Annotated in this window: 24 protein-coding genes and 1 pseudogene; 13 read left to right on the top strand and 12 right to left on the bottom strand. The window is 43.1% G+C overall.

All coding sequences use genetic code 11. The features are described from left to right. Positions 1-40: 40 nt before the first annotated feature. The 7 genes from FWE23_02885 to FWE23_02855 all read left to right on the top strand — a co-directional run bounded on the left by FWE23_02885 (position 41) and on the right by FWE23_02855 (position 9,312). Positions 41-1,477 (top strand): putative DNA binding domain-containing protein, encoded by a 1,437-nt coding sequence (locus tag FWE23_02885; protein ID MCL2844381.1) that lies wholly within the window; start codon positions 41-43, stop codon positions 1,475-1,477. Next, positions 1,474-2,961, top strand: coding sequence for an insulinase family protein (locus FWE23_02880; protein MCL2844380.1), 1,488 nt, complete (start codon positions 1,474-1,476; stop codon positions 2,959-2,961). Before FWE23_02885 ends, FWE23_02880 begins: the two co-directional genes overlap by 4 nt. Positions 2,962-3,046: 85 nt before the next feature. Further along, positions 3,047-3,364 (top strand): hypothetical protein, encoded by a 318-nt coding sequence (locus FWE23_02875; protein MCL2844379.1) that lies wholly within the window; start codon positions 3,047-3,049, stop codon positions 3,362-3,364. A gap of 42 nt (positions 3,365-3,406) precedes the next feature. Beyond that, the gene (locus FWE23_02870) at positions 3,407-5,374 is read left to right on the top strand and encodes a YDG domain-containing protein (protein MCL2844378.1); all 1,968 of its coding nucleotides are present in this window, start codon (positions 3,407-3,409) and stop codon (positions 5,372-5,374) included. Positions 5,375-5,511: 137 nt separating this feature from the next. Beyond that, positions 5,512-6,639: a tRNA guanosine(34) transglycosylase Tgt gene (gene tgt, locus FWE23_02865; GenBank protein MCL2844377.1), complete on the top strand. Its 1,128-nt coding sequence runs from the start codon at positions 5,512-5,514 to the stop codon at positions 6,637-6,639. Positions 6,640-6,679: 40 nt separating this feature from the next. Then, a complete protein-coding gene (gene aroA / locus FWE23_02860) occupies positions 6,680-7,945 on the top strand; it encodes a 3-phosphoshikimate 1-carboxyvinyltransferase (GenBank protein MCL2844376.1) in 1,266 nt (421 codons plus the stop codon). A gap of 20 nt (positions 7,946-7,965) precedes the next feature. Then, positions 7,966-9,312: a M23 family metallopeptidase gene (locus FWE23_02855; protein MCL2844375.1), complete on the top strand. Its 1,347-nt coding sequence runs from the start codon at positions 7,966-7,968 to the stop codon at positions 9,310-9,312. A 72-nt stretch (positions 9,313-9,384) separates the two neighbouring features. On the opposite strand, the gene FWE23_02850 is transcribed toward FWE23_02855, so the two are convergent. The 6 genes from FWE23_02850 to thiE form a co-directional block, all read right to left on the bottom strand. Continuing rightward, positions 9,385-10,275: an acetyl-CoA carboxylase carboxyltransferase subunit alpha gene (locus FWE23_02850; GenBank protein MCL2844374.1), complete on the bottom strand. Its 891-nt coding sequence runs from the start codon at positions 10,273-10,275 to the stop codon at positions 9,385-9,387. A 3-nt stretch (positions 10,276-10,278) separates the two neighbouring features. Next, on the bottom strand, positions 10,279-11,109 hold the full coding sequence (accD, locus tag FWE23_02845; protein MCL2844373.1) for an acetyl-CoA carboxylase, carboxyltransferase subunit beta: 831 nt from the start codon (positions 11,107-11,109) through the stop codon (positions 10,279-10,281). 111 nt (positions 11,110-11,220) lie between these two features. Then, the gene (locus tag FWE23_02840; protein ID MCL2844372.1) at positions 11,221-12,252 is read right to left on the bottom strand and encodes a chemotaxis response regulator protein-glutamate methylesterase; all 1,032 of its coding nucleotides are present in this window, start codon (positions 12,250-12,252) and stop codon (positions 11,221-11,223) included. Beyond that, on the bottom strand, positions 12,245-12,730 hold the full coding sequence (locus FWE23_02835; GenBank protein MCL2844371.1) for a chemotaxis protein CheD: 486 nt from the start codon (positions 12,728-12,730) through the stop codon (positions 12,245-12,247). Before FWE23_02835 ends, FWE23_02840 begins: the two co-directional genes overlap by 8 nt. A 28-nt stretch (positions 12,731-12,758) precedes the next feature. Beyond that, complete coding sequence (locus FWE23_02830; protein ID MCL2844370.1) at positions 12,759-13,259, bottom strand: chemotaxis protein CheW; 501 nt, start codon at positions 13,257-13,259, stop codon at positions 12,759-12,761. A 79-nt stretch (positions 13,260-13,338) separates the two neighbouring features. Beyond that, the gene (gene thiE / locus FWE23_02825) at positions 13,339-13,974 is read right to left on the bottom strand and encodes a thiamine phosphate synthase (protein ID MCL2844369.1); all 636 of its coding nucleotides are present in this window, start codon (positions 13,972-13,974) and stop codon (positions 13,339-13,341) included. A gap of 163 nt (positions 13,975-14,137) precedes the next feature. Here thiE and FWE23_02820 point away from each other — a divergent pair, with 163 nt between their 5' ends. Further along, complete coding sequence (locus FWE23_02820) at positions 14,138-15,517, top strand: ATP-binding protein (GenBank protein ID MCL2844368.1); 1,380 nt, start codon at positions 14,138-14,140, stop codon at positions 15,515-15,517. A gap of 57 nt (positions 15,518-15,574) precedes the next feature. Here FWE23_02820 and FWE23_02815 read toward each other — a convergent pair whose 3' ends face one another. Beyond that, positions 15,575-18,169, bottom strand: coding sequence for a hypothetical protein (locus FWE23_02815; protein MCL2844367.1), 2,595 nt, complete (start codon positions 18,167-18,169; stop codon positions 15,575-15,577). Next, positions 18,166-18,663 (bottom strand): hypothetical protein, encoded by a 498-nt coding sequence (locus FWE23_02810; GenBank protein MCL2844366.1) that lies wholly within the window; start codon positions 18,661-18,663, stop codon positions 18,166-18,168. Before FWE23_02810 ends, FWE23_02815 begins: the two co-directional genes overlap by 4 nt. A 705-nt stretch (positions 18,664-19,368) precedes the next feature. Here FWE23_02810 and FWE23_02805 point away from each other — a divergent pair. From FWE23_02805 to FWE23_02790, 4 genes are all read left to right on the top strand, one after another. After that, complete coding sequence (locus FWE23_02805) at positions 19,369-20,637, top strand: bifunctional folylpolyglutamate synthase/dihydrofolate synthase (protein MCL2844365.1); 1,269 nt, start codon at positions 19,369-19,371, stop codon at positions 20,635-20,637. 98 nt (positions 20,638-20,735) lie between these two features. Next, the gene (raiA, locus tag FWE23_02800) at positions 20,736-21,095 is read left to right on the top strand and encodes a ribosome-associated translation inhibitor RaiA (protein ID MCL2844364.1); all 360 of its coding nucleotides are present in this window, start codon (positions 20,736-20,738) and stop codon (positions 21,093-21,095) included. Positions 21,096-21,130: 35 nt separating this feature from the next. Further along, entirely contained in the window at positions 21,131-22,123 is a 993-nt protein-coding gene (locus tag FWE23_02795; GenBank protein ID MCL2844363.1) for an MlaD family protein, read from the top strand. 2 nt (positions 22,124-22,125) lie between these two features. Next, positions 22,126-22,398, top strand: a complete 273-nt coding sequence (locus FWE23_02790) for an HPr family phosphocarrier protein (GenBank protein ID MCL2844362.1) — start codon at positions 22,126-22,128, stop codon at positions 22,396-22,398. Positions 22,399-22,600: 202 nt separating this feature from the next. Here FWE23_02790 and FWE23_02785 read toward each other — a convergent pair whose 3' ends face one another. The 4 genes from FWE23_02785 to FWE23_02770 all read right to left on the bottom strand — a co-directional run bounded on the left by FWE23_02785 (position 22,601) and on the right by FWE23_02770 (position 25,504). Next, positions 22,601-23,407 carry a hypothetical protein gene (locus tag FWE23_02785; protein ID MCL2844361.1) on the bottom strand — a complete coding sequence of 269 codons (807 nt, stop codon included), beginning with the start codon at positions 23,405-23,407 and terminating at the stop codon, positions 22,601-22,603. Positions 23,408-23,568: 161 nt separating this feature from the next. Further along, a complete protein-coding gene (locus FWE23_02780) occupies positions 23,569-24,834 on the bottom strand; it encodes an SUMF1/EgtB/PvdO family nonheme iron enzyme (GenBank protein ID MCL2844360.1) in 1,266 nt (421 codons plus the stop codon). Positions 24,835-24,849: 15 nt separating this feature from the next. Further along, a complete protein-coding gene (locus FWE23_02775) occupies positions 24,850-25,299 on the bottom strand; it encodes a hypothetical protein (GenBank protein MCL2844359.1) in 450 nt (149 codons plus the stop codon). Beyond that, positions 25,289-25,504, bottom strand: coding sequence for a hypothetical protein (locus tag FWE23_02770; GenBank protein MCL2844358.1), 216 nt, complete (start codon positions 25,502-25,504; stop codon positions 25,289-25,291). The genes FWE23_02775 and FWE23_02770 overlap by 11 nt, the downstream gene beginning before the upstream one ends. A gap of 104 nt (positions 25,505-25,608) precedes the next feature. On the opposite strand from FWE23_02770, the pseudogene FWE23_02765 reads away from it, so the two are divergent. Next, positions 25,609-25,725 (top strand): annotated as a pseudogene (locus tag FWE23_02765) (recombinase family protein). Positions 25,726-25,998: the final 273 nt, after the last annotated feature.

The following is a 25,998-nucleotide window of genomic DNA, read 5'->3' as shown; positions in this document are numbered from 1 at the left end:
GCTAAAAAATGGTTTTCAAAATAAAACGGAAATAAAAATAATGAGAAAACTACCGGAAAAAGAAGACATTCAAACTGAATTTAAGCCGAATTTCAATACGGAAGTTGTTGAAACGCTTGTTGCTTTTGCAAATGCGAAAGGCGGAACTGTTTTTGTCGGCGTTCACGATAAAAAAGGAACTCCGCTCGGAATAACCATAGGTAAAGAGTCCGTTGCAAATTGGATAAACGATATAAAGTCAATTACAAGCCCGCAAATAGTTCCCGATGTAGAGGTATTCAGTATTGACGGCAAAGATATTGCCGCATTTTCTATTGCCGAATATCCTGTAAAACCTGTTTCTACACGCGGAAAACATTTTAAGCGTTTCGGAAATTCCAACCATTTGTTAAATTCGCAGGAAATAGCAAACGAACATCTGAAAACAATAAATTCAAGTTGGGATTTTTATATAGCCCCCAATCACAGCGAAAAAGATTTGTCCGACGAAAAAATAAAAAAATTTGCGAATGTCATGAGGCAAAATGAAAGTATCGGGCAACTCGAAATGTCCGATACGCAAATTCTTGAAAAAATGGAAATATTTCGGGGAAATAAAATCACTTTTGGCGCATATTTACTGTTTGCCAAAGATTATTGCTCCATAAGCGATGTGCAAATCGGACGTTTTAAGAGCGATACTATGATTATTGATTCTTTATCCCTGAATTGCGATTTATTCCAAGAAGTCGAGGCTATTATAGTATTCATAAAAAAACATTTGAAAGTGGAATACATAATAACAGGCAATCCGCAACGAACGGAGCGGCTCGATTATCCTTTGGACGCAATACGCGAAATCGTCATAAATATGATAGTCCATCGCGATTACAGAGACAGTTCGGCGAGCATAATTAAAATTTTTGACAACAGAATTGAATTTTTTAATCCGGGAAATCTTTACGACGGCATTACTATCGAAAATTTGTTATCGGGAAATTACACTTCAAAATCACGCAATAAATTGATAGCAAAAACGTTCAAAGAAATCGGTATGATAGAGCGTTATGGGTCGGGAATTATGCGCGTGCGTAAAATTTGCAGAGAATACGGCGTAAAAGAACCCGATTTTTACGAAATGACAGGTGGTTTTCAAGTAGTATTGTATAATGAAGTAGTAGATTACGGCAGTGAAAACGATACAGTAAATGCTGAAAACGATACAGTAAATGCTGAAAACGATACAGTAAATGCTGAAAACGATACAGTAAATGCTGGAAACGATACAGTAAGTTTAAAGAAAAAACAACAGTTAATATTAGACAGCATTGCAGTAAATCCATATATAACTTCTGAAAAATTGGCTGAAATAGTTGGTATAACAGCGATTAACGTCAGAGTAAATCTTGCCAAACTTAAAGAAAAAGGTCTGCTTGAACGAATAGGCGCAGACAAAAACGGATATTGGAAAATAATAAACAAAGGAGACCCAAAATGAACAAAAAATTACCGATAATTTTTATTATTGTATTAGCAGTGATATTTATACTTCGCGAAAGAAGAGCAAACGAATTTGCCGATGGCTTTTCGCATAAATTCCCCCACCCCGACGCGATTGTTTTCGGAGAATTGAACTGGCGGCTTCCGAACGGAAATGATTTCAGACAAACTATCGGTGAAATTCCGTTTTTTTACGAAAAAGATGATGTTGTTCCGCTTTTTCACTTGCAATTAAGTTTTGAAGCGGGCTCGATGCTTGAATATCCACAGCCGAAAGGGACTTCGCAGTTGTATGCGCTGTCAATAAGAAACGGCGGAAGTCGTAAATTCTCGCCTGCGCAGGTGGACAGTTTGCTTGCGCTTAATGCTGTTTCGATTTCGGTTGCAAACGGGCAGGCAAGAACTGATTTTGCCGTTTCGGGGCTTTCTCAAAACTTGCCTGTTGCATTGGAGATTTTAGAAGACATTCTGCAAAATCCTGCATTCGACCAAGCGCGAGTTCGTCTCAACAGAACAAATTTATCGCAAGGTATCAGCCACAGATTTGATAATCCCTCAAGTTTGCTTGCGGCGGGGTGGCGGTCGGTGAATTATCCGCAAACGCAAATAAGCGAACTTTTACCGAGGGATTTTCCTCAAAGAATAACGCAAAACGACCTTATGCAATATCATAGATATTTAATGAATGAAGCGAGAATGATAGTTGCGGCAAGCGGCGATATTGAGGAACGCGTTGTGCGCGATTTTGTAGAAAGAAATTTTGGAGCGGAACGCGAAGTAAATTCTCGAAGCATTCCCGAAATTTCGCCCGAAATATTGGCGCAAACGTTGATAATTCACAGAGATGGTCTCACGCAATCGCTTATAGCAACGGGATTTCCTTCTTTTATGCGCCCCGACGAAAGATTTTACCCGCTCTCGGTTTTTAACGAAATTTTAGGCGGCGGTTTTAACTCGCGGCTTGTTTCGCGGATACGAAGCGACGAGGGGTTGACTTATTCTATTCACTCACAACTTGGTAGCAATTATCTTTTTCCTGCGACATTTAACGCGCAGATGACCACTCAAACAGAGCATACAAACAGAGCATTGTTTTTAATGCAGGAAATTATAGGAAACACAGCTCAAGAAAAACTCGCGGACAGCGAAGTTAATGAAAAAATCGAGCAGTTTATATTGTCGCTTCCGTCGGCATTTCGCACGAGCGAGGCAAGAACGGCGACATTTTTGCGCGACGAATTTGACGGCAGAAGCCCCACCCATTATATTGATTACGTTAAAAGGATGCGAACAATTACGGCGGCGGATGTTAGCACTGAGGCAAGACGTTTTTTTGAAAACCGAGCCTTTTTTACAGTAATTATCACCGATACTTCCGCATTAAACAGAGTTCCTGCTTATGACGATTTTTCGATTGAAAACCTTAATCCCATAATTTTGACAGTTGCAGAATTTGAGCGGAATTTTGGGAGAATTGAGTGAAAAACAAGCAAAATCTGAAATCTTGCATTATATTTACCGCATAAGGCAATGACGAGCCGAGAAACAACTACAAAGAGGGGCAAAATTGAGTAAACAAAGCGAACAAGAAAAAACATTCGCAAATCTCAAAAGCAAACTCACCGCAGGAGCAATGATAATTGCTCTCATTTTTGCCGTTAACAACACAACACAACACAACACAACACAACACAACACAACACAACACAACACAACACAACACAACACAACACAACACAACACAACACAACACAACACAACACATATAATTATACAAAGTATAATATATGTGGGGATATTACAAGGGGGCGACTTTTCGGTCGAAAAATTTTTGCATTTTTTACCGCTCAGCCAACGGAGAAATGTCGAGCGTTGTGTTGTTTGATGAGAAAATCTAACAAATCAATTTTTTTAGGGAGGGCTCTTTATGAGTAGGTTCATTAAAATGTTTTTGCTGGCGGCAATGGTTGCTGTCGGTTCGGTGTGGGCGGATTTGGCTCCGACCCATGAGTGGGATGGTTGCGGTAGCGGGGTGATTGATCTCGAAGACGGTTCTGTTGTTGAAATTTTTGAAGGGGCGTCTGGAACGCTGGAAGTGCCTGACGATGCAACGATAACGATTATATGTGCAGGCGATAAATTGATTTTCAACGGATTTGAGAGTATTATCCTGAATATTCCAGCTTCATCAAAAGTCATTTGGCAGGCGAGATACAGTTCTAGTGTTCATTATTGGGCAACTATACAACTTGAAGGCGAAGGTGTATTTGAGGTTGTGGACGGTGCGGAAATTAGAAATACCGACTGGGGGTATGCGATTTTAAAAAATACTACTGGTATAATCACGGTTTTCGGTGGAGTAGTGTCTAGTTATTATGCCGCAATCTATATCGAAGACGTTCATCACAGTGAAATACATATCATGATTTTAGGTGGAGAAGTCCGCGGCGACGATATGGCGGCAATCTATTTAATTGATGTTAATGAAAGTCAAATATATATCGAGATTTCAGGCGGAGTAGTTAGTAGCGACGAGATTGCGATCCATTTAGATAGTGTTTATGAAAGTGAAATACATATCGCGATTTCAGGCGGAGTAGTCGGTGGCTATTATTATGCGGTCTATTCAGAAAGTGTTTATGAATGTGAAATTCATTTATCGATTTCAGGCGGAGAAGTCAGCAGCACTTGGGGTGCAGTCGTATTTGAAGGGACTTCTGATAATGTAATTAATGCTACGGTTTCAGGCGGAGTTGTAATAAGTGGCAATGGTTTACAAAATGTCCTTGTATTTGGTTTTTCTAGTAGTGATGATAATACATTAGTTATCACCGATGGTTTGATAATTGCACAGAGAACCAATATAACTTCGGATCCATTAAGTGTTCTCGGTGCAGAACTTACGGGAGAATTAGGCGGTACAATTATCGCTTACCGAGTAGGCACATACACCTCGGGTTCAAGAGATGGTTTAACATCTCTGCCTGCAAATTCGGCAATGTGGAGATTGAACAGCGAAGGTCAGGGCGGTATTCGTTATTCTGACGGTTTCTTCTATATTTGGAGCGTAATTGTAAATCGAGCACAGCTCACAATTACCGGAGTATCAGCAACAGACCGTGCATATAACGGCTTCAATACGGTAGTTCTCACAGGCGGCGAACTCGTCGGCGTTATCGGAGACGATGAAGTTGGTTTCAACAGAGGAAACGGAATAATGGCTAACGCAAACGCAGGCGACAACAAAGCAGTAAGCACTTCCTTCTCCCTCACAGGTGAGGCGATGTACAACTACATGCTCATCCAACCGACAGGTATCACGGTGAACATCTCCAGAGCAACTCCCAGCCCAACTACTCCCACAGGTCTTGTTGCCGCCGCCGACCAAACTTTAGCGGACATAACACTCCCCGCGGGCTGGTCTTGGAAAGAAGCTCTTACAACAGCTGTAGGCGCAATAGGCAACCGAACTCACGTTGCTACATATACTCCGCAGAACATCACAAACTTCACCACGCTCGACAGGGATTTAACAATAGTGGTAGGAGCGCCAAGTTCGGTATTCAGACGTACAGATACCGACATCCGCTTCGGCATTGTGTTGGAGAACGCAGTAGTATCGGAGCAGGCAAGAATTTCGGTGATAACCCCCGAACCCGCAACGGTAAATGTCCGAATTTTGGATAATTTGGGTAATGTTGTGTTTACGGAAACCGTCGCGTACCCGTACGGGCGGGTTTTAAACCCGCCCCTACATTCGTCGGCGGTTCTCTGGAACTTAACCAACCAATCAGGCAGATACGTTGCCAACGGAACATATCTGATAATTGTAGAAGCAACAGGTATCAGCGGCAGAAGATTTACATATTCGACAAGGATTGGAGTAAACAGATAACATCAAACAATAAGGGCGTATCACAACGCCCTTATTTCATCATTCCCCGTAGAGACGCAATGCTTGCGTCTCATTTCTTTTCGTTTTCGTTTTTCTTTATCGGCAAAACGTATTTTACCCGCAAATAAGGAGAAAAAATGCTACCGTTTGAACACATAACAACAAACAAAAACTCTGCCGCTCGCGCAGGGAAAATCACAACCGCTCACGGCGAAATTCAAACGCCCGTGTTTATGCCCGTCGGAACTCAGGCGACCGTGAAAACGCTTTCGCCGCACGAACTTTACGATTTGGGCGCGGACATTATTTTGGCGAATACTTATCATTTGCATTTGCGCCCGTCAAGCGAAATAATTGCACAGGCGGGAGGGCTTCATAAGTTCGAGAATTTTCACAAACCCATACTTACCGACTCGGGCGGATTTCAGGTTTTTTCGCTGAAAGATACGCTCAAAATTACCGACGACGGCGTGTGGTTTCAGTCGCATTTGGACGGTTCCAAACATTTTTTTACGCCCGAAAGCGTTATTCAAATCGAGCATAATCTTGGCGCGGATATAATTATGCCGTTTGACGAATGCCCGCCGTCCACCGCCGAAATTCCCGCAATAAAAAGGGCTTGCGAACGCACAATAAAATGGGCGGCGCGTTGCAAAAAATCGCACGAAGAAATACCGTTTTATCACGGATATCCGCAATATTTGTTCGGAATTGTGCAGGGCGGAGTTAATGAAAATCTGCGTGCATACTGCGCAAAAGAACTTATTGATATGGACTTTGACGGCTATTCGATAGGCGGTCTTGCGGTAGGGGAGAGCAATGAAGATATGTATAAAATCGCTGGTTTTACGGCGAATATCTTGCCGCAAAATAAGCCGCGCTACCTTATGGGAGTGGGAAAACCGACGGATATTATAGAGTGTATCGACAGGGGAGTGGATATGTTCGACTGCGTTATGCCGACAAGAAACGCGCGAAACGGCTCGGTTTATTCGTGGAACGGGCAGGTAAACATCCGAAACGCAAAGCACAAAACCGATTTTGACAACCCGATTGACAAAGATTGCGACTGTTATACCTGCAAAAATTTTTCGCGGGCGTATATTCGTCATTTGTATCACGCGGGCGAAATTCTGGCGCTTCGTCTGCTTTCGCTTCACAACGTCCATTTTTACGTGAATTTGGTTAAAGAAGCAAGAAGACAAATTTTAGCAAATTCTTTCGACGAATGGAAAAAGGATATACTTTCGAGAATTGGCAAATAGTATTTTACCCAAGAAATTTGACTGACGAAAGAGAAAAACTATGGAATGGAAAGTAAAAAAATCGACGTTGAACGGAACTCTTGAAATCCCCGCTTCAAAGTCGCATACTATTCGCGCGCTTCTTATTTCCGCGCTTGCGGACGGGGAATCCGTCGTAAAAAAGCCGCTTCTTACGGGCGACGGCTACACCGCGCTCAACGCCGTAAAGGCAATAGGCGCAAAATACGAAAACAAAACGGACGGACTGCATATATTTGGCATTGGCGGCAAGGTAAATCTTGCAAAAACCGTAGATATGGAGAATTCGGGCACGGGACTGAATTTGTTCTGCGCGGCGGCGGCAACGGGTGAAACGCCAATTCGCTTCGACGGCGATACTTCGCTTTGTTCTCGCCCTATGGAAAGTTTGCTCGGCGCCCTCGAAAAACTTGGGGCGAAAGTGGAATATCACGCGGAATTCGGCAAGCCGCCGTTTACAATTTGCGGGAAAATTAACGGCGGAAGTGTAGAAATCACGGGTAATAATTCGCAATATCTTTCTTCTTTGTTGCTTGTAGCACCGCTTTTGGAAAGAAAAATCGAAATTTCGCTTCCTTCGCTTTTTGAGCGCCCTTACGTTAAAATGACCCTTTGGTGGCTCGACAAAATGGGCATAAAATATTCGGCGGATTTCGATAATTTGAAGTTTTTAGTCGAGGGAAATCAGAAATATTCTCCGATAAACGAGACTATTGCGGGCGATTTTTCTTCGGCGACTTTTTCGGCAGTCGGAGCGGCTCTTACAAAAGGCAAACTCGATATTCGCAACATAGATTTCACCGACCCGCAAGGCGATAAAGCAATATTTGAAATAATTGAGAAAATGGGTGCCACCATTCAAAAAACATCGACGGGCGCAATCGTATCAAGAAGCGGCGACTTGCACGGTTTGGATATTGACCTTAACGCAACACCCGATGCGCTTCCGGCAATCAGCGTTTTGGCAACGCAGGCAAAATCGCCCGTAAAAATTTTCAATGTTGCCCAAGCGCGAATTAAGGAAACGGACAGAATTTCGGCAATGAACGCGGAGCTCACAAAAATGGGCGCAAAAATCGAAGAATTTGACGACGGAATGATGATTTATCCGTCCAAACTTTTGGGTGCAAAAGTAAGCGGTCGCGGCGACCACAGAATTGTGATGTCCCTTGCTCTTGCGGGAATGGTTGCCGACGGCGAAACAGTAATAGACACAGCGGAAGCGGCGGCGGTTACATATCCGACTTTCAGAGATGATTTTAACAATATCGGCGCAAACATAGAGTAATTGGAGGAGTATCAGGAAAAATGAATATTAAAGTTTTTGGTGTTGCGGCGCTTCTTGTTATTATAATGTTGTCGTTTTTGTTTTTTGGAATTTACAAAAAAAACACACAGCCGCAAGTTGAATATACGTGCGTGGTACAAGAGGAAGAAATTGAAATTGCAGAAGAAATTCCCGTCGTAATAGAAGATACGGTTGTTGTTGTCGAAACGTTATTACGCGGCGGCGAAGGTCCTTTCAACGTTATGGAACGGCTCAACATAGACAGGCGTTTGCGGCAGAGAATTATAGATAATCTGGCGAACGAAACGGACTTTACCGCGCTTCGGGCAGGCGAGAGATTTGCGGGAATATTTGATTTAGACACAACAAAATTGCTCGAGTTTGTTTATTTTCAAAACCCGATTACAACGCACAGAGTAAGAATAACATACGACGAAAACGGCGACTTGGAGAGTATTGAATACGTCTTGGAAGAGCGACCGAGCGAGACCCGTCATCGCTTACTGAGCGGAACGCTTAACTCGCCGACGCTTGACGCAGAACTTCGCTCTATGGGGCTGTCGTCTAATCTTGTTGGCGTTGCAACCAACGTTTTAGCGAGCAGGGTGGCATTTAGGACAGACGCGCGAATTGGCGACAATTTTTCACTGCTTCTTAAAGAAATATATTTTACCGACACACTCGATAACGGCGAAATCGTCGAAAGAACGCTTGACGAAAGAACGCAAGTTCTTCGCCTTTTTTATTCGGGCGTAAGGGCGGGACGACACATAGGATACAGATTTTTTGACGCGCCAAACTCCTCCTACAACGCGCATTACGGGGAGGACGGACGGGCAATGATTTTTGCAGGACTTCGTTATCCTTTGGACAGAATTCACATTACCTCGCCATTCGGAATGCGCCGTCATCCCGTCACAGGCGTTAGGGCAATGCATTGGGGAGTAGATTATCGCGCAAGGATCGGCACACCCGTTTTTGCAGTAGCGGAGGGTAGGGTAGTAAAGTCAAGGCAGGATAATCTGAACGGAAATTACATTGCAATAAGACACGTTGACGGCACTACGTCGTACTATTTGCACCTCAGCAGACGAATGGTATCAGTCGGCGCGCAAGTAAGGGCAAGACAGCAAATAGGGCTCAGCGGAGCGACAGGAATGGTCACAGGACCGCATTTGTGTTTCCGTATAAGAGACCCGAGAGGGCAATGGATAAATCCGTCGAACAAACGAATGATTGCCACTCCGCAACTTACAGGCGAAAAATTAGAAGACCTTCGTGCGCAAATCTCCGAAATAAGAGAAATTTACGAAAGAGAACGAAAAGAATTCGCCATTCGCCTCGCCGAAACAAAAGACAAACTATGAATACCAAAAAGAAAGAGAGCAGATTGAATCTGCTCTCCGTTTTTTACATTGCGCTTTTGTCGCTTTGTTTTATTACTCGTCGAACACACCCATACCTGCAAATTTCTCAATACGTTTTTCTATTCGCTTTTGCACGTCGAGTTTTTCCAAAACGCTTAATTCTTTGAGTATTGCTTTTTTGAGATTATCGAAAGTTTCCTTGTGATTTTTATGCGCGCCGCCTTGGGGCTCTTCGATAATTTTATCTATAATTCCAAAGCGTTGTAAATCTTTTGCCGTAATTTTTAATGCGTTTGCCGCAAGTTCCGCTTTTGTTCCGTCGCGCCATAAAATTCCGGCGCAACCTTCAGGGGAAATCACCGAATAAACAGCGTTTTCTAACATTAAAACTGTGTCGCCTACGCCAATTCCGAGCGCGCCGCCCGAGCCTCCCTCGCCGACTACTACGCAAATAATCGGCACTTTTAGCTGCGCCATAACTACCAAATTTCGCGCGATTGCTTCCGCTTGTCCGCGCTCTTCGCCTTCAATCCCCGGATATGCGCCCGAAGTGTCAATCAGCGTAATTACGGGAACGTTGTATTTTTGCGCAAGTTCCATAAGTCTCTGAGCTTTTCGGTAGCCGTCGGGAACTGCGAGACCGAAGCGGTGTTCGTCTTTCAGCGCTACGTCTTTTCCGCCTTTGTTGTGTCCTATCAGCATAACGGGTTTGTCGTCTAATCTTGCAAATCCGCCCGAAATCGCCTTGTCGTCCGAAAATCTTCTGTCGCCGTGCAACTCAATGAAGTCCGCAAACATTCCTTTCGCATAATCGCTAAAATAAGGTCTGTTCAGATTTCGAGCCATTAAACACGCTTCCCAAGACGAATTTGTATTTGGAACTTTGGTTTCCGCTTTCTTTTCTTGCGCCGCCTCGACTTGTGTTTCGGTAGTTTGCGCCGTATTTTTTTCTGTTTTTGCCATTATTTACCCCGCGTTTCGATTGTAAAATGATAAAATTTCGGAAATTGTTCTTTTCATATCGCCTCTTGCGACAACTCTATCGACAAATCCGTGTTCAAGCAAGTATTCCGAGGTCTGGAAATCATCGGGCAATTTTTGTTTAATGGTGTTTTCTACAACTCGTCTTCCCGCAAAGGCAATCAGCGCGCCTTTTTCGGCGATATTTACGTCGCCGACCATTGCATAACTTGCCGAAACGCCGCCCGTCGTCGGGTCTGTTAAAACCGATATATAAGGAATGTTTTTTTCGTTGAGCATCGAAATTGCGCCGCAGGTTTTCGCCATTTGCATAAGCGACAAAATTCCTTCCTGCATTCTTGCGCCGCCCGAAGCCGAAACTACAATCAGCGGTATATTTTGCTCGTATGCTTTAATTGCAATTCTGTAGATTTTTTCGCCCGTTCCGCTTCCAAGACTTCCGCCCAAAAAGCGAAAATCCATAACAGCGACGGCTACATTGCGCCCGTCCATAAGCCCAGTTCCCGTAATAACGGACTCTTTAAGCCCCGTCTGCTTTTTTGCGGCGCTTATTCGTTCGGTGTAAGACGCTTTTGAATCGACAAATCCAAGCGGGTCGGCAGGCGTGATTGACGCTTCCGTCTCCTTAAAACTGCCTTTGTCGAGCAGAAGTTCTATACGCTCCCAAGCGTTCAGGCGGTCGTGAAATCCGCATTTCGGGCAAACTTTGTCGTTCTCTATCCAAGTGTCGTGGAAAACCGATTTGTTGCATTTTGAACATTTTGTCCAAATAACCTCATTCACGGTTTCCTCTTTTTTGTGGCTGAACCAACCCATTTACACCTCTTTCTTTATTTGTTTTCTGTTCTGTTTTTCTATATTCTATATTATGTACGGGCGGGTTTCAAACCCGCCCCTACGTTCATTTTTTTCTGTAATTTGCACATTTTATTTCAGTAAATCCAACGCTTTCGGGATGACTTTGTCGAGCGGCAATATAAATTCTGCGGCGTTTATTTTTACTGCGGCGCCCGGCATTCCCCAAACTACCGAAGTTGCTTCGTCTTGCGCTATGGTTCGCGCGCCTGCGTTTCTCATTTTCAAAAGTCCCTCGGCACCGTCTGCTCCCATTCCCGTAAGAATTATGCCGACCGCCGATTTGCCCGCCTGCTCCGCCGTTGAGTTAAACAAATGTTCAACCGCAGGTCTTTGATAATGCACAGGGTCGCCTAATCCGATTTTTACTTCGTAGCGCCCACCGTCGCGTTTAAGCCACATATGATAACCGCCGGGAGCAATAAGTACCTGTCCCGGCACTACACTGTCGCCGTTTTCAGCTTCCTTTATTCTTACGTCGCAGGTTGTATTCAAACGCTCGGCGAGTGAGCGCGAGAAACCAGCAGGAATATGCTGAACAATGAGCGTTCCCGGGCAATTTCTGGGAAGCGTCGGAAGTATTTTTTCGAGCGCGACCGTGCCGCCTGTCGAACTTCCTATAACTAAAATTTTGTTTGTTGTCGCCGTGAAAGATGTAATTTTTGCGAAAGAACTCGCGCCTGCCTGCATTTGAATTTTTCCGACGTTAACCATTGCCGCCGATTTTATTTTGCGTATAAGGTCGGGGATAACTTCTTCTATTGAGTATGCTTCGCACGGTTTTGCTACTACTTCGACAGCGCCGCAACGCATTGCTTCTAACGCAATTTGCGAGCCCTTCTGAGCAAGCGACGACACAATGATAGTAGGAATGGGCAAACTCTGCATCATTTTGCGCAAAAAGGTTATACCGTCCATTCGCGGCATTTCGATGTCCAAAATCATAACGTCGGGCTTGTCTTTCGCTATTATGTCGCGCGCAACATACGGGTCGGGCGCAAGACCTACTATTTCAAAGCTCGTCTCTTTTTCGAGTTCGCGGGAAAGCACGCGTCTTACCAACGCCGAATCATCCACAATTAAAATTCTTGTTTTCTTAAAAATCACTGTTCCAATCTCCATCTCTTAGTTTTCTTACTTTTACAACTGCAACATTTCCGTTTTCTGCGTTAAACACGATTTTTCGTCCGACGTTTCCGCCGACGTCTTCGCAAATTACGGGAATTCGGTTTTGATATAAAATTGCTCGCGCCGTATCGACGTTTGCTTCTGCCGTGGGGTCAACGTTAATTGATGGGCTTGCTCCGCCCAAAATGTGTGCCGAAAGCGAGCGTCTTTTAGAGCCCGCGCTACTCAGCGCTTTAAGCATTGTCGGAATTGATTCTGTGGCGTAAAGTCCGCTCGGCGTATCACCGGGAGCAGGACTTGGAAATACAAAATGACACATACAAGCGTATTGTAAATCTTCGTCCCATATACAAATTGACACAGCACTCCCTACAACGGTTCTTATGTATCCCGTTTCTTTGACAAGATGAACTTGTCCCGGATTGAGCGTATATGGAACTATGCCGTTAAACATAATTTTCTCCTGTACTCTTTATATGGCGTCATATAGTTTTTCTGAGTGCCGCTACCTCGTCCACGCTTAAAATTTCGTCCAAATCCAAGATAAAGCGTACTTTTTTACCCACTTTGAACGCGCCTACAATGTGTTTTGCACTACTGCTCAACTGCTCGGTTTTAGCAGGTGTGTCGGTAAGCATTTCGGCGGTAACTTCCATTACTTCTTTTACTTCGTCAAAAATAATTCCTACGGTAAGATTGCTCCCTTTGTCGGAAATCTCGACTATCACAATACAAGTTCGGCTTGTTTGTTCGGGCATTTGCATACTGAATTTACTGTGAAGATTAAGGGTGGGAATTACCTTTCCGCGAAGGTTTACGAGACCGTTAATGAATTTCGGCGCTTTAGGAATGCGCGTCATCGGTTGCATCTGAATAACCTGTTGAACTTTGAGCAGACCTATGGCATACTCGCCGCTGCCTAAAACAAAAGTTAAGTATTTTCCTGTCAATTCATTGCCATCGGCGGATTTTTTGTCGGACATAAGTCTCTTCCTTTCAATATTTAACAGCAAACAAACCAAAATAACAAAATTATAGCCTCAAATATAATAAAATGTAATACTAATTTGCAAAAAAATCACGAATTTTTAGTATTTCGCGCAAAGTTCTTTTCGGATCGTCCGATTTATTGAGCAATCTGACCACGCAAAAATTCTTCGCACCCGCCTGCATTACCTCTTTAATTCTCTCCAAATCTATGCCGCCGATACAAACTGCCGGAAGCGCCGAGGCGTCGATCATCTCCTTCATCTTTTCCAGTCCAAGCACGGGGTCGGGGATATTTTTTGTCGGCGTTTTATAGACGGGACCTATTCCGATATAATCGATTTTTTCGCTCTGCGCCGCTTTCGTCTGATTTATATTGTGGGTCGATAAGCCGATAATCGCGTTTTCTCCGAGAATGTCGCGCGCCGTATCGCATTTTTCGTCGTCCTGTCCCAAATGAACGCCGTCCGCCCCGCAATCCTTTGCAATATCAATAAAATCGTTCATAATAAAAAGCGTTTTGGAATTCTGCGTTATTTTTCGGATATTTTCAGCGGTTTTAAGTATTTTGAACTTGTCCTCGTCTTTCATCCGCAGTTGCAAAAACGCGACTTCGCGCTCAACAAGTAAATTCGCCAAATAATCATATCCGAGGGTCGGGTCGGTAAGTATCGAATAGAAGCCAAAGTCTTTTTTTATCGTCGGTTTCATTTTTTCTCCTTAGATGTGGCAATAAAATAATATATTGCGCTTAGGAAAATGAGGAAAAAAAACGAAAAACATCGAAAACTATTGATTTTTTCTTTGGGCGCAACGTATATTCTACTTACGAGTTGCAAACTTACGAGTATAACAATTGCAAAAGGAGCATATTATGGCTTTTTACGGACGAAATGCGGAGATGGAGCGATTAGACGAGATGTTTAATAGCAACAAATTTGAATTTGCTGTGATTTACGGGCGGCGGCGCGTAGGAAAAACCACGCTTATACGAGAGTTTGTCAAGAATAAAAAATCTGTGTTTTTTGCTGCAAACGAAAGCACTGCGGCAGATAATTTGCTATCTTTCAGCAGGTGTATCGGCGGTAAAAGCAACGCGCCGATATTCAGCGATTACGAAAGCGCATTAGAGGCGATTTTTGAACTTGCAGGCAACGAGCGACTTGTTTTAGTGATTGACGAGTATCCGTATCTTGCGCAATCGTATCGCGGTATTTCGTCTTTACTTCAAATTATGATAGACCATAAAAAAGACAATTCTAAATTGATGCTTATATTGTGCGGTTCAAGTATGAGTTTTATGGAAAGTCAAGTTCTCGGCTACAAAAGTCCGCTTTACGGTCGTCGCACTGCGCAGTTTAAAATACGCCCGTTTACTTTTTTTGAAGCGTTTCCGTTTTTCACGAGTTTTGCAACTGTCGATAAAGCGGTTCTGTATGGAATAACAGGCGGTATTCCCGAGTATCTTTGTAAAATCAATCCGCAAAAAAACGTGCGTGAAAATATTATAGATATGTTTCTTAGCACATCGGGTCATTTTTTTGAAGAACCGTCGAACTTAATAAAACAGGAATTGCGCGAACCATCTACATATAACGTAATTATTGAGTCGATAGCCGGCGGCGCTTCGCGACTAAACGAGATAGCTGTAAAGTCGGGATTGGAGAGCAATAAATGTTCCAAATATCTGAATTCCTTGATTGCGCTTGGATTAGTAAAAAAAGAACTCCCGTTTGGCGAAACTGTGAGCAAACGAAGTATTTACAAACTCGAAGATTTTATGTTCAGATTTTGGTATCGCTTTGTTTTTCAAAACGTCAGCGCGATTAACGCAGGGCTTGGCGGCGACGTTTATGACAACGAAATCGACCGCCATCTTAACGCGTATATGGGATATATTTTTGAGGATATATGTTTGCAATGGTTGTCTGTTCAGGCAAAGCGCGGCGCGCTCCCGTTTTTTATCGGTAATGTCGGTCGATGGTGGGGGACAAATCCAAAAACTCGCTTACAAGAAGAGATAGATATAATGACCACTCGGCAAGACAGCGCGTTATTTGCGGAGTGTAAATTCACAAATTCTTTAGTAGATATCGAAGTTTTAAGAAATTTGCAAAGAAAATCCGAAATATTCGACGGCTACAAAAACAAATTTTTCTTTCTGTTCTCCAAAAGCGGTTTCGACGATAATCTTCGCAAAGCCGCCGCGGCGGATAAGAATATTGTTTTAACGGAATTGAAAGATATGTATTGAATGGATGGAAAAAGAGCAAATCCGAAGATTTGCTCTTGGAAAACAACTGAAATAGTCTTATCTATTCACGCCAATTCTTGCGGAATACAAATACCGTCTGCCGCTGATGGTTGTTGCTTCGGCGATGATTAGGTAGGCGCCGTTGGCGACAAGGCGACCGTTGAAATTTTGCAAATTCCAGACAATTGCACCATCTGCCGTAGGGGCGGGTTTCAAACCCGCCCTTACATTGTCCGCCGAAAATACAACATTGCCCAAATTGTCGAAAATTCGTAGGTTTATTGTTGCTTGTTCGGGAGTTTTTACGCTAATTTTCGCAACATTTGAAACTACGGCATTTTCGAGCAAAATTCCAAATCTGTTGTCTGTATTTTGCGGAATACGAATTGAAGAGCTGCCACTATTCATTACAACGCCATTCAAAACCAACCTGCTTATTGCCCCCGTTGTTGTTGCGCCGCCATCAACCGCAGTAATACCAATTCCTGTGATTTTTGACCTGTCAAGCGTTTTTCTTATGCTGGCTTCCCATTGCACCCAATCGGGTTGTCGGAACTCCGACAAGTTAAGAGTTATATTTCTGTTTGTTCCTGCCGGTATAACAGCTCTGAAAGTTGCTCCCAAGTCTGTTAGTTCCGGGTCGCAAATAACTACCAATAAATCTCTGTTTGATGTATAGGTAATTTCAATCCCTGTAAAGTTATTCCAATTTGCATACGGATAAGAAGTAATCCCCGCCCAACTCCATCGACTTAAAGCAGGATTTGTCGGATGTTGAAAATCTGCAACGCGATTTAATGTAAACGATACGTTTCTTGTGGCGACATTAAAATTAACGCTTGAGCCGAAAGAATCAACATCGCGTTCCCATTGGTGAGTTCCGTCTGCTAAATCGGGTGCTGTGCCTGTTTCGCCGCCACCACCACCGCCGCTACCTGCTCCGATTCCAACACCGCGTAAATGCGGGAAACCGTTGTTTATGTTAGGGTCAATCGCCCAAATTGAAGAAAAGTCCCAAGTATTGAAAGTACCTTGTTGTCTCATTTGTGCTTCTGTTCTTATACCGGAATTTGGGCAAATAAGAGAAGTCACACCTGCTACAAACCCTCTACCGCCGCTTTGTTGTGAAGCGTAAGAATTTCTGACTGTATAAACACTAGATCCACTTCCTGATAATTTACCAATCCAATCTCCTCTTTCTGTTGTTACGCTTCCTAAAGAATAAGAATTAATAACAGCTGATGTTGACCCTGCTAATCCACCTACAACTCCGTCCACATGATTAACAACGGGACCGGTAGTTATTCCAGTAGCAGTGGCATTTCCGGTAGCAAAACTATTTTCAATTTTTCCAGAAGAGGTTCCTGCTAGTCCGCCTACATTTGATCTTCCATTCGCATTTCCCGTAGCATAAGAACGCTCTATAATTCCTTCATTACTACCAACTAATCCACCAATACCGATAGTTCCTACTATATTTCCGGTAGCATAAGAAAGGGTTATCACACTTTCAGAACTAGCGTATCCCACTAATCCACCAATCGAGCGAGCTCCTCTCACTGTTCCGGTTGCATGTGAACCAGATATTGTAGCGCCACGGTTAAATCCTACTAATCCACCGACATGCGATGAGTCCACTATTACCGTCCCCGTCGCATAAGAATTCGCAATGTTCACGCCGGTATTTTCGGTACTTCGCGTTCCATTGCTTCCTACCAATCCACCAGCAAAACCTCTCAGCCCTCCGCTTACATTTCCGGTAGCATAGCTATTTTTTATTACTCCGTTGTTATTCAGTACTTCGCCTACCAATCCGCCAATATTCATTGGCGCTCTTATGTCTCCGGAAGCCCAAGAGTTGTCAATTGTAGCGCTTCCCTGTCGCAAGCGTCCTACCAATCCGCCAGCAGCTCCATTACTGTGAGCATAAAACCCTAGTGCTGCTGTCGATAGAGAAACATCAGCAGTTGAGTGAGAATTATTTATATTTATATTACGACTACTTCCAATTAATCCGCCGACGTATGTATTGGGCAAAGTAGTCATAGGTATAGCCTCAGAAGAAGAAATTTTACCATTTGTAGAAGAATTAATAATTGTTAAAGAATCTCCTATCCCTACTAACCCACCAATACCAACAAAAGCAATTCCCGCTCTTGAAAAATGAATACTGTCTTTTATATTCACTATGACGTTTTCTACCGGTCTTGTTGAATTGTATGTGCCGGCTAATCCGCCAACAGACACCGTTTGTGCCATTATGTTATTAATGTCATCGACTCTTATTTCACTAACATTCACAACCAAATTTCTAATTTGTCCTCCACTAACATGCCCAAAAAGACCGGCTGCACTAAAGGTGCCAGAGATAGACAAATTAGAGATGGAATGCCCGTTACCGTCGAATAACCTATTAAATGGGCGTGCAGAAGTGCCAATTGGCACCCATGCGCTCGTAAGTGTAATATCATTTCCTAAGGTAATTGTTCTACCACCAAAGGATACTCCCGAACTTAGATATTCCCCTAAGTCTCTAAGTTGTCGTTCTGTTCTAATTGTAATGTTATCTGCAGTCCAATCGATTGTCTGTGCCGATACGATTGATGCAAAAAACAACGCTACAAACAAAATCATAAAAACTTGTTTTTTCATAAATCTTCTCCTCTAATTATCTTGTTAAGTTCGTCTGTAATATCGCTTGCATTGGAATTATTAAACACTTTAGACGTAGTTAATGCCTGTCCGTTTTGATGTTCATCTGCATTAGATAGATTTTTAGCATGCTCCTTTTTAATTTTGACTGCCTTGAGAACATTTCCGTCAGGTGAAAATAAAATTACTACTAAAATATCAAAATCCCAGCTTCTTATTATATTCAGTTTTCCCGATTTTGTTCTGGATTTAACCTGAATTTTTTCTCCGTTTTTTGTAATAAAATCAAAACTTTTTTGGTTAGTGAGAGGCTTTTCTACACCATAATATTCACAAACCAATCTTTCGGCGAATTCTCCTACATAATTAGCAGTACCACCCATTACATTTTTTAAATGCAATGCGGATTTGTAATATCCTTTCCAAGGTGAAACAATGGACTTAAAGTCCGGTTTTGGTGATACTGCCTCTTGGGTAGTTTTACTTGAACTCATACTAAAACGCTCCTTTTTGAAAAGTTAAATTTATATTTGAAACCATTTTTGACCAAACTAAAGAATGACCGCCCAAAACTTTTGAGCCGACAAAACAACAACACAAACCCCTCTCAAAAAAGAGGTTTCCATAAATATACCTTGAATCTTGACTTCGTGTTTTACTTTTAGTTGGTGCGCGTAAGTGTCTGCAAATCAACGACTTATGCGGGGGGGGGGTGGGGTAAACATAGGTGGTTTCGCGAACACGTTCGCGGTTGTTGAGGTGTGGAGAATGGCGTTGGATTTAATTAAAGCCAATGTTGCGAGTGTCGGGAGTGTTGTTTTTGCGAGCATAGTGGCAACCTATATTTTAGTGTTTTTGTCCCTGAAAACCTGATTCCGGATAATAAAATAATATTTGGCGGAGAGCGGTGGGGAGAGAAATAGAGGTTTGGGTGGTTTTTGTTTGGTGGTTGGTTTGGGGAGTGCGTACGGAAAGAGGCGTATAGTAATACGTCTCTATGTTGGGGGTGAAAATTGGTTTTTACACGATTAATATTCCAAACGCAGGATGTTGTCGATGAAGAGACCTGAAAGTGCAAAGTTATGTGTGGCTTGTAGGGATTTTATTTTATTTTTTTACAGTTTATCTCATTTTTTCTCCTTATCAGTGGCGGTAAAATAATATATTGTCTCCGATGAAAGAAGTAAAACAGGGATTTTATGATAACAGCAGACAAATTTTATGAAATTCAGCAGAATTTTTTCGGGAGAAATCGCGATAATATAGTTGCGGGTCTTGATAGAATTACGCAAGCGGCGCAGGACTGCCAAAATCCGCAATTTGCCTGCAAAATTGTTCACGTCGCGGGAACCAACGGCAAGGGCTCAACGGCTTCAATGATTGCGGCGGGACTGACGGCGGCGGGGTTTAAGGTGGGACTTTTTACGTCTCCGCACATTTTTTACTTCTCCGAGAGATTTCGCATAAACGGAAAAGTCGTCGGCGCGCAGAAATGGTTGAGCGTTTACGACGAGCTGAGCGACGTCTGTGAAAAACACTCGCTCACCTTTTTTGAAATATCCACGCTTATTGGTTTTATGTTGTTTAAGCGCGAAAAATGCGATTGGGTCGTTCTCGAAACGGGTATGGGAGGGCGGCTTGACGCGACAAATATCTGTATGCCCAAGCTCAGCGTTATAACGACAATCGGGATGGATCACATGGAATATCTTGGCGACACGGTCGATAAAATCGCAGGCGAAAAACTCGGGATAGTAAAGCAAAATATTCCGTTAGTTATAAGCGCGGCAAACGTTCCCTCCGTAATAGATTTGGCGCACGAGCGTTGCAGGCATACTTCTTCGCAATGTATAGTTTCGGATTTGGCGCGCATAAAAATCGCTCCGAATTCTGAAAATCTGCGCGAAATCCTCTTGGACGACAAAGAAAAATACACGCTTACAATGGACGGGGATTTTCAAAAAATCAACTTTGTTTCAGCATTGACCGCATTGGAAACTTTGGGCTTCGGCGGAAATCAGAAGGTAATAAATGCAATAGCCAAAACTCGCATTACGGCAAGAATGGAAAAACGCGAAATAAACGGCAAGCAAGTAATTTTCGACGTCGCGCACAATCCGCAGTCTATGGAGGGGTTGGTAAAATCTCTTTCAAAAGAGAATATTTCAAAACCGCTTTCGGTGATTTTCGGAATTATGAGCGACAAGGACGCGAAAAAAACTATAGAATGTGTAAAGGGCATCGCCGACAAAGTATTTTGCTTTACTCCCGCGACGAGACGGGCAATGCTTGCGGATTATTTGGCGCAGGATTTCAAAAAATTGGGCGTAAAAGATGTTTTTGTTTGCAAATCGGCGAGCGAGGCGCTTGAAAGGGCGACTGCAGACGGAGAAACCATTTTAGTTTGCGGCTCGTTTTATGTGGTTTCCGAGATTTTGGCGGCGGCAAATTTCGATGTATTGGGATAAAAATGCGGAAAATGCAAAAAAAATACGAAAATTGCGATTTCTGCTGTTAAATTATATTATATTTGTACTTCACAGTCAAAATATTTAGGAGGATAGTTATGAATATTCAAATCACAGCAAGACACGACAGAAAGGTCTCGGACGAAACCCGCGACTTTATTGAAGGCGAAATTGAAGCTCTCACAAAGTTTTATGATAAGATTACTTCTGCGCAGGTAGTTTGGGAGCAAGAAAATCTCAAAAGCGGTACTCAAGACACCGTAAAATTATTATTGAACATCGACGGCGGGCAAGTAGTAGGTACCGCAAGTTCCGAAAATATGGGCAAAGCATTTGACGGCGCAATACAAAAAGTTGTAGAGCAGTTGAAAAAACAAAACGAATTGAAGAAAAAGAGCCATCATTCTTCAAAACCGCTTAGCGAAGTAATGGAAGAGAAAGTTGTTGTAAGCGAATAAAATTGAATATTGCACAATCTTTGTAAGGAGAAGTTTTGAGAAAAAAACGTGCGGACTTACTTGTTGGAATAGTTATACTCTCGGCTATAATAATGCTTGTCGGAGGAATAATGTGGCTCAAAGCCTTCAGTTTCACTCAGAGAATGGTGGATTACACGGGGCTTTTCTCGAATATTGGCGGGTTGCAGTCGGGCGACCCTGTCACGGTCAACGGATTGCGCAAAGGAACGGTCGCAAGAATTGAACTTCGCGGCGCGCTTGTGGCGGTACATTTTCGGCTCGACAGTGATGTATATTTTACAGACTCCTGTCGGGTTACGGTAAAAAACGTTGGTCTTATGGGGGAGCGCAAAATAGACATTACGCTTTCCGACAGAGGAACACGTCGTCTGCCGAATGAGCGCGGCAAAGTTCGCGAGTATATTCGCGGAGGTTTCGACAGTGGTATTGCCGAAGCGCTCGGAATGCTCGGCGATTTTATGGCTGATGCGTCTGCTCTTGTGGAAGACGTATCTACTATTTTGGAGCATACCTTGGGCAACGACGAATTTATAGATTTCTGGGACAGGACAGTAGTTCGTCTCGATACTATAGTAGAAGTCGTGGACAGATTGTTGCAGGGCAACGACGCCAACATCAACCACATCGTCCGAGATTTGCGCTCTACAACAAGAACTCTCGACAATATTGTTGTGCAAAACAGGGCAGGGATAAACAGTATCGTTTCAAACACCGACACTCTGACGGACAGAGCGGCGAATTTGATGTTTGACCTCGACTCTCTTCTTGCCGATTTAAAAAGCATTACGTCGAAAATCGATACGGGAGACGGTTCTATCGGCTCTCTTTTGAACGACGGCACAACAATGGAAGAACTAATGGCTACAATAGCGGTGCTTGACACATTACTGAGTGAAGTTCGCGTGGACGGTTTGCGTTTGCGCGCACGTATAGGACCATTTGGCGCTGTCAGCGAAAGACGACACAGAAGAGCGACAGCCGCGACAACAGAAAACGAAGGGCGGTAAAATTGATTGATGTAAAACTAACTGTTGAAAACGTAAACGGCATTCACGCTCGTCCTGCGGCTGAAATAGTCAAAGTGGCGAGTGAATATCCAAACTGTGAAGTAAAAATAGAAGCCAAAAGCGGCAAATCGGACGCCAAAAGCATTATGGGAATTCTTATGCTGAAAATTTTACACAAAACATCTGTGTCAATAACAGCAAACGGCGAAGGAGAAGAGGAAGTAATTGCCAATATGAAAACGCTGTTTGAAAATAAGTTCGGGTTTGGGGAGTGATAGCTTCCGGTTATTTCAACCATTTTTCGTAATGATACAATTAAACTGCACTATTATATTTGAGTATATAATAGTGCAGACTTTTTATCGACAAAAATTAAGGATAAATAGAGAATGTTTTCGATAAAAAAGGGGGATTGGCTCAAGGCAAATCAAGCAAAAAACTTGCCTGATTTGCCTTGAACTTTTATTTGTACCAAACCTATTTACTTACCCCAAGTCGTGCGGAATACGTAAATCTTCTACCGCTAATGCCTATTGCTTCGACGATAATTAAATACGTACCATTGCCGACAAATCGCCCTGCGTTGTTTGTCAAATCCCAAACGATTGCGTTGTGTAGGGGCGGGGTTTGCCCGCCCAAATCGCCGTTCGTTCTGTTTTCAGGGCGGGCAAACCCCGCCCCTACACCGTTTGCCGAAAATACAACATTACCCAAATTGTCCAAAATCATCAAATTTACCGTTGCCGGCTCCGGGGGTATCACCGAAATCCTTGCCAAATCCGACACCACCGCATTCTCCAACACAATGCCGTATCGGGTGTCGGTGGGTTGGCGGGGGCGGATAAATGTGCCGCCTTCGTTATTATTTATACGTAAAAACGGCATACCGTTGTTTATATTGGGGTTAATGTCCCAAATATCGTTAAAGTCCCAGCCGATAAATGTTGCTTGTTGGCGCATTTGTGCGGTAGTACGCGGAATTCCTCTGCCGTCATTGTCGGATTGTTCGGTAATTTCACTGTCGAAAAACGAATTGGTGATGGCGATGGTGGTAATACCCGCTTGGTTTCGTCCGACTAATCCGCCTGAACCACCGACAAAAGAAGTATTGGTGACCTTTCCCGCCGAATAACTGTTTTCGATAATTCCAAAATTTGTCCCGACCAAACCGCCGAAAGAAAATTGCGACGATGCTGTTGCGGCGGTTATTGTCATTGCGAGCAACAATACGACGTTTTTGAGTTTGTTTCGTTGAAAAACATTAGTGTTTTTACTTCGTTCCATTTTATTTCTCCTTTATTTTGTTTTCCTCATTTTTCATAATATCGCCATTCGAAGCTGCCTCGGCTCAGAGTAGTCGTAGTGGCTAACGCTCACAACGACAACACTGAGCCAAAGCCGTTTTTTCAACTCAAAGAAAGAGCCAAACATCCGAACAGCAAGTGTTAGAACTGGGGGGAGAACGCAACACGGAAGCCGCGGACCCTCCCGTCGTCGGGGTTGCCGTTGGACCGATTAGCCACACGGGCGTGAGAAGCACCGTGGCTCCAACTGCCGCCGCGTACCACGCGATTAGAGCCTGTAGTACCACCCGTAGGATTTACCGCTGTTGTTGTTGTTGTCGTCCAAAGCATCGACAAATCGCTAACCCATTCCTGTACATTACCACTCATATCAAAAATCCCCAAACCATTCGGTGCTAACAGCCCAATAGGCATTGTCTGATTGGGAATGCGATCAGGGTGCATATTATGCCAAGCAACATCATCCACATTATCACTTCCTGCCCAAGCAAAAGGGTCGCGCCTATTACCGCCGCGGGCTGCAAATTCCCACTCCGCAGCCGTCGGAAGGCGCGCGCCGATTGCCGCTATAAATGGCTGTACGTCGTTCCAACTTACATTAGATACAGGGTGATTTTCGCGACCTGCTCCTGTAAATGCTGACGGGTTAGTTACCATTATTGCCTGCCATTGCGCCTGCGTTATCGGATATCTGCCAATCCAAAATCCTTGCGTTAATCTGACAGGGCGAGTATTATTGTCGCCGAAATGCGCTCCCCCTTGCGTAAACTCTCCGGGTGCAACATAAACCAAATCTATATAAGTAGATCGCGCGGTAATTGTATTATGCTCAACACGAAGCCGCACCCCTTGACCTTCTACAGGATTTGAAGGAAGAGACGTGACCACAGGAAATTCGAGGATAAACTGCGCTGTCGTCTCCACCAGAGAAAATGAATTTCTGATAGCGCCTCTGTTTTCGGCTACCAAACCACCAATCAATGCGCCTTTTACAACCCCCGAAACCTTGCACTCCTCAATCGTTCCCCAATTTACCGCAGCTAATGCAGCAACGAAAATCCCGCCCGTAATATCAACGTCAAGCAACAAGCCTTTAACTGCTCCGTTCATAACGCTGAAAAACGCTTGGTTGTTTAGGGTGTTGTTAATTCTTACTCCACTTACAGTATTACCGCCGCCGTTAAATGTTCCGTTAAATTCAGGTATCGACACCCATTCTTCCGTGAGGGTGATGTTGTTTGCCAACCTGTAATGTGCCGACAAGTTATTGCGCACAGCGTTTAAGTGGTCGGCTGTCGTAATTATAAACGGGTCGGCGGCAGTGCCGTTGCCACCTGCAAATGCCCATAGGTTTGTGGCGATGGATAGTGCTATCGCCAGTAGTTTTAGTAGGTTGTTAATTTTCATTTGTCAAACTCCTTTTCAAGGAAAATACATATACCTAGTTTTACCATAAAGCCGATAATTACTCAACCATTTCTTTGCAATATTTTTGCCTATGCTTTTATTAGTAATATTCATTCCTCTAAAATTCCAAGCATTCGGCACCGGCAGAAGATAACCTCCTGCAAACATATTATGTCTCCATATCGGCGGAATTTCCATACGATCACCTTTATTCAGTTTAACACAATTGATTTGATTATACCAGCCATTAACATTATTAATCTCAAACACCCCTTTGATTTTTCCCTTGTAAATGGCTATTGCGTATTTTAAGTTGTTAGGGTTATGCTTTTTCAGGTTAATTCCCCAACCTGCTCTTGCGCAATCATACACGGCATTTATATTCACCATTCCTTTTCCGAAATGCTTTTCCGCGCCCTTGTACGAATCGTTAATACTGACAGCAATAACATTTTCATGCCTCATATAAGAAACCACCTTCCTGCCGAAATTTTCTCGGCAAAGTTAAATTTATATTTGAAACCATTTTTTGACCAAAACAAACAAAGACCGTCCAAATTCCTTGAACAGCCAAACAACAACACAAAATCCCTCTCAAAAAAGAGTTTTTGATAAATATCTTTTGAACCTTGACTTCGTGCTTTACTTTAGTTTTAATTTTTTTACCCATATTCCAACCTCTCATATATTTTCACTTCACCTAAAAGTGTAGGAATTTAAACCAACGTTTATTTTCCTACACTTTTAACCCAATTTTTTTAAGGAGGATTTTTTATGATTTACGGATATATTCGGGTAAGTACCGACAAACAAACAACTCAAAATCAGATGTTTGAGATTGAAAATTACTGCACCAAAAACGAGCTGAAAATCAACAATTGGATAGGCGAAAAATGGCAAAAACATTGAAAGTTGACACTAAAACTTTGTCGGTTTTCATAAAAGAAAATGATTTGTAAAAAATTTGTGCAAAAAGCAAAAGTTTGTAATATATTAAGCATAGGAAAATAAACGTTGGTTTAAATTCCTACACTTAAAATCGCTTATAACCCCAATACACAAGCGGAGTTTCAAAGATTTTTATCTTAGATTTTTTTGTATCAATGCGTGTTTTCAATTGGTGAAAGAAAATGCGGGATTTGTGTCTGTTTAATATAGTTTCGG

The organism is Chitinivibrionia bacterium (genome assembly GCA_009779925.1).
GTDB lineage: Bacteria > Fibrobacterota > Chitinivibrionia > Chitinivibrionales > Chitinivibrionaceae > WRFX01.
The sequence above is the reverse complement of the archived record's forward strand: the minus strand, read 5'-3'. Positions and strand labels throughout refer to the sequence as shown.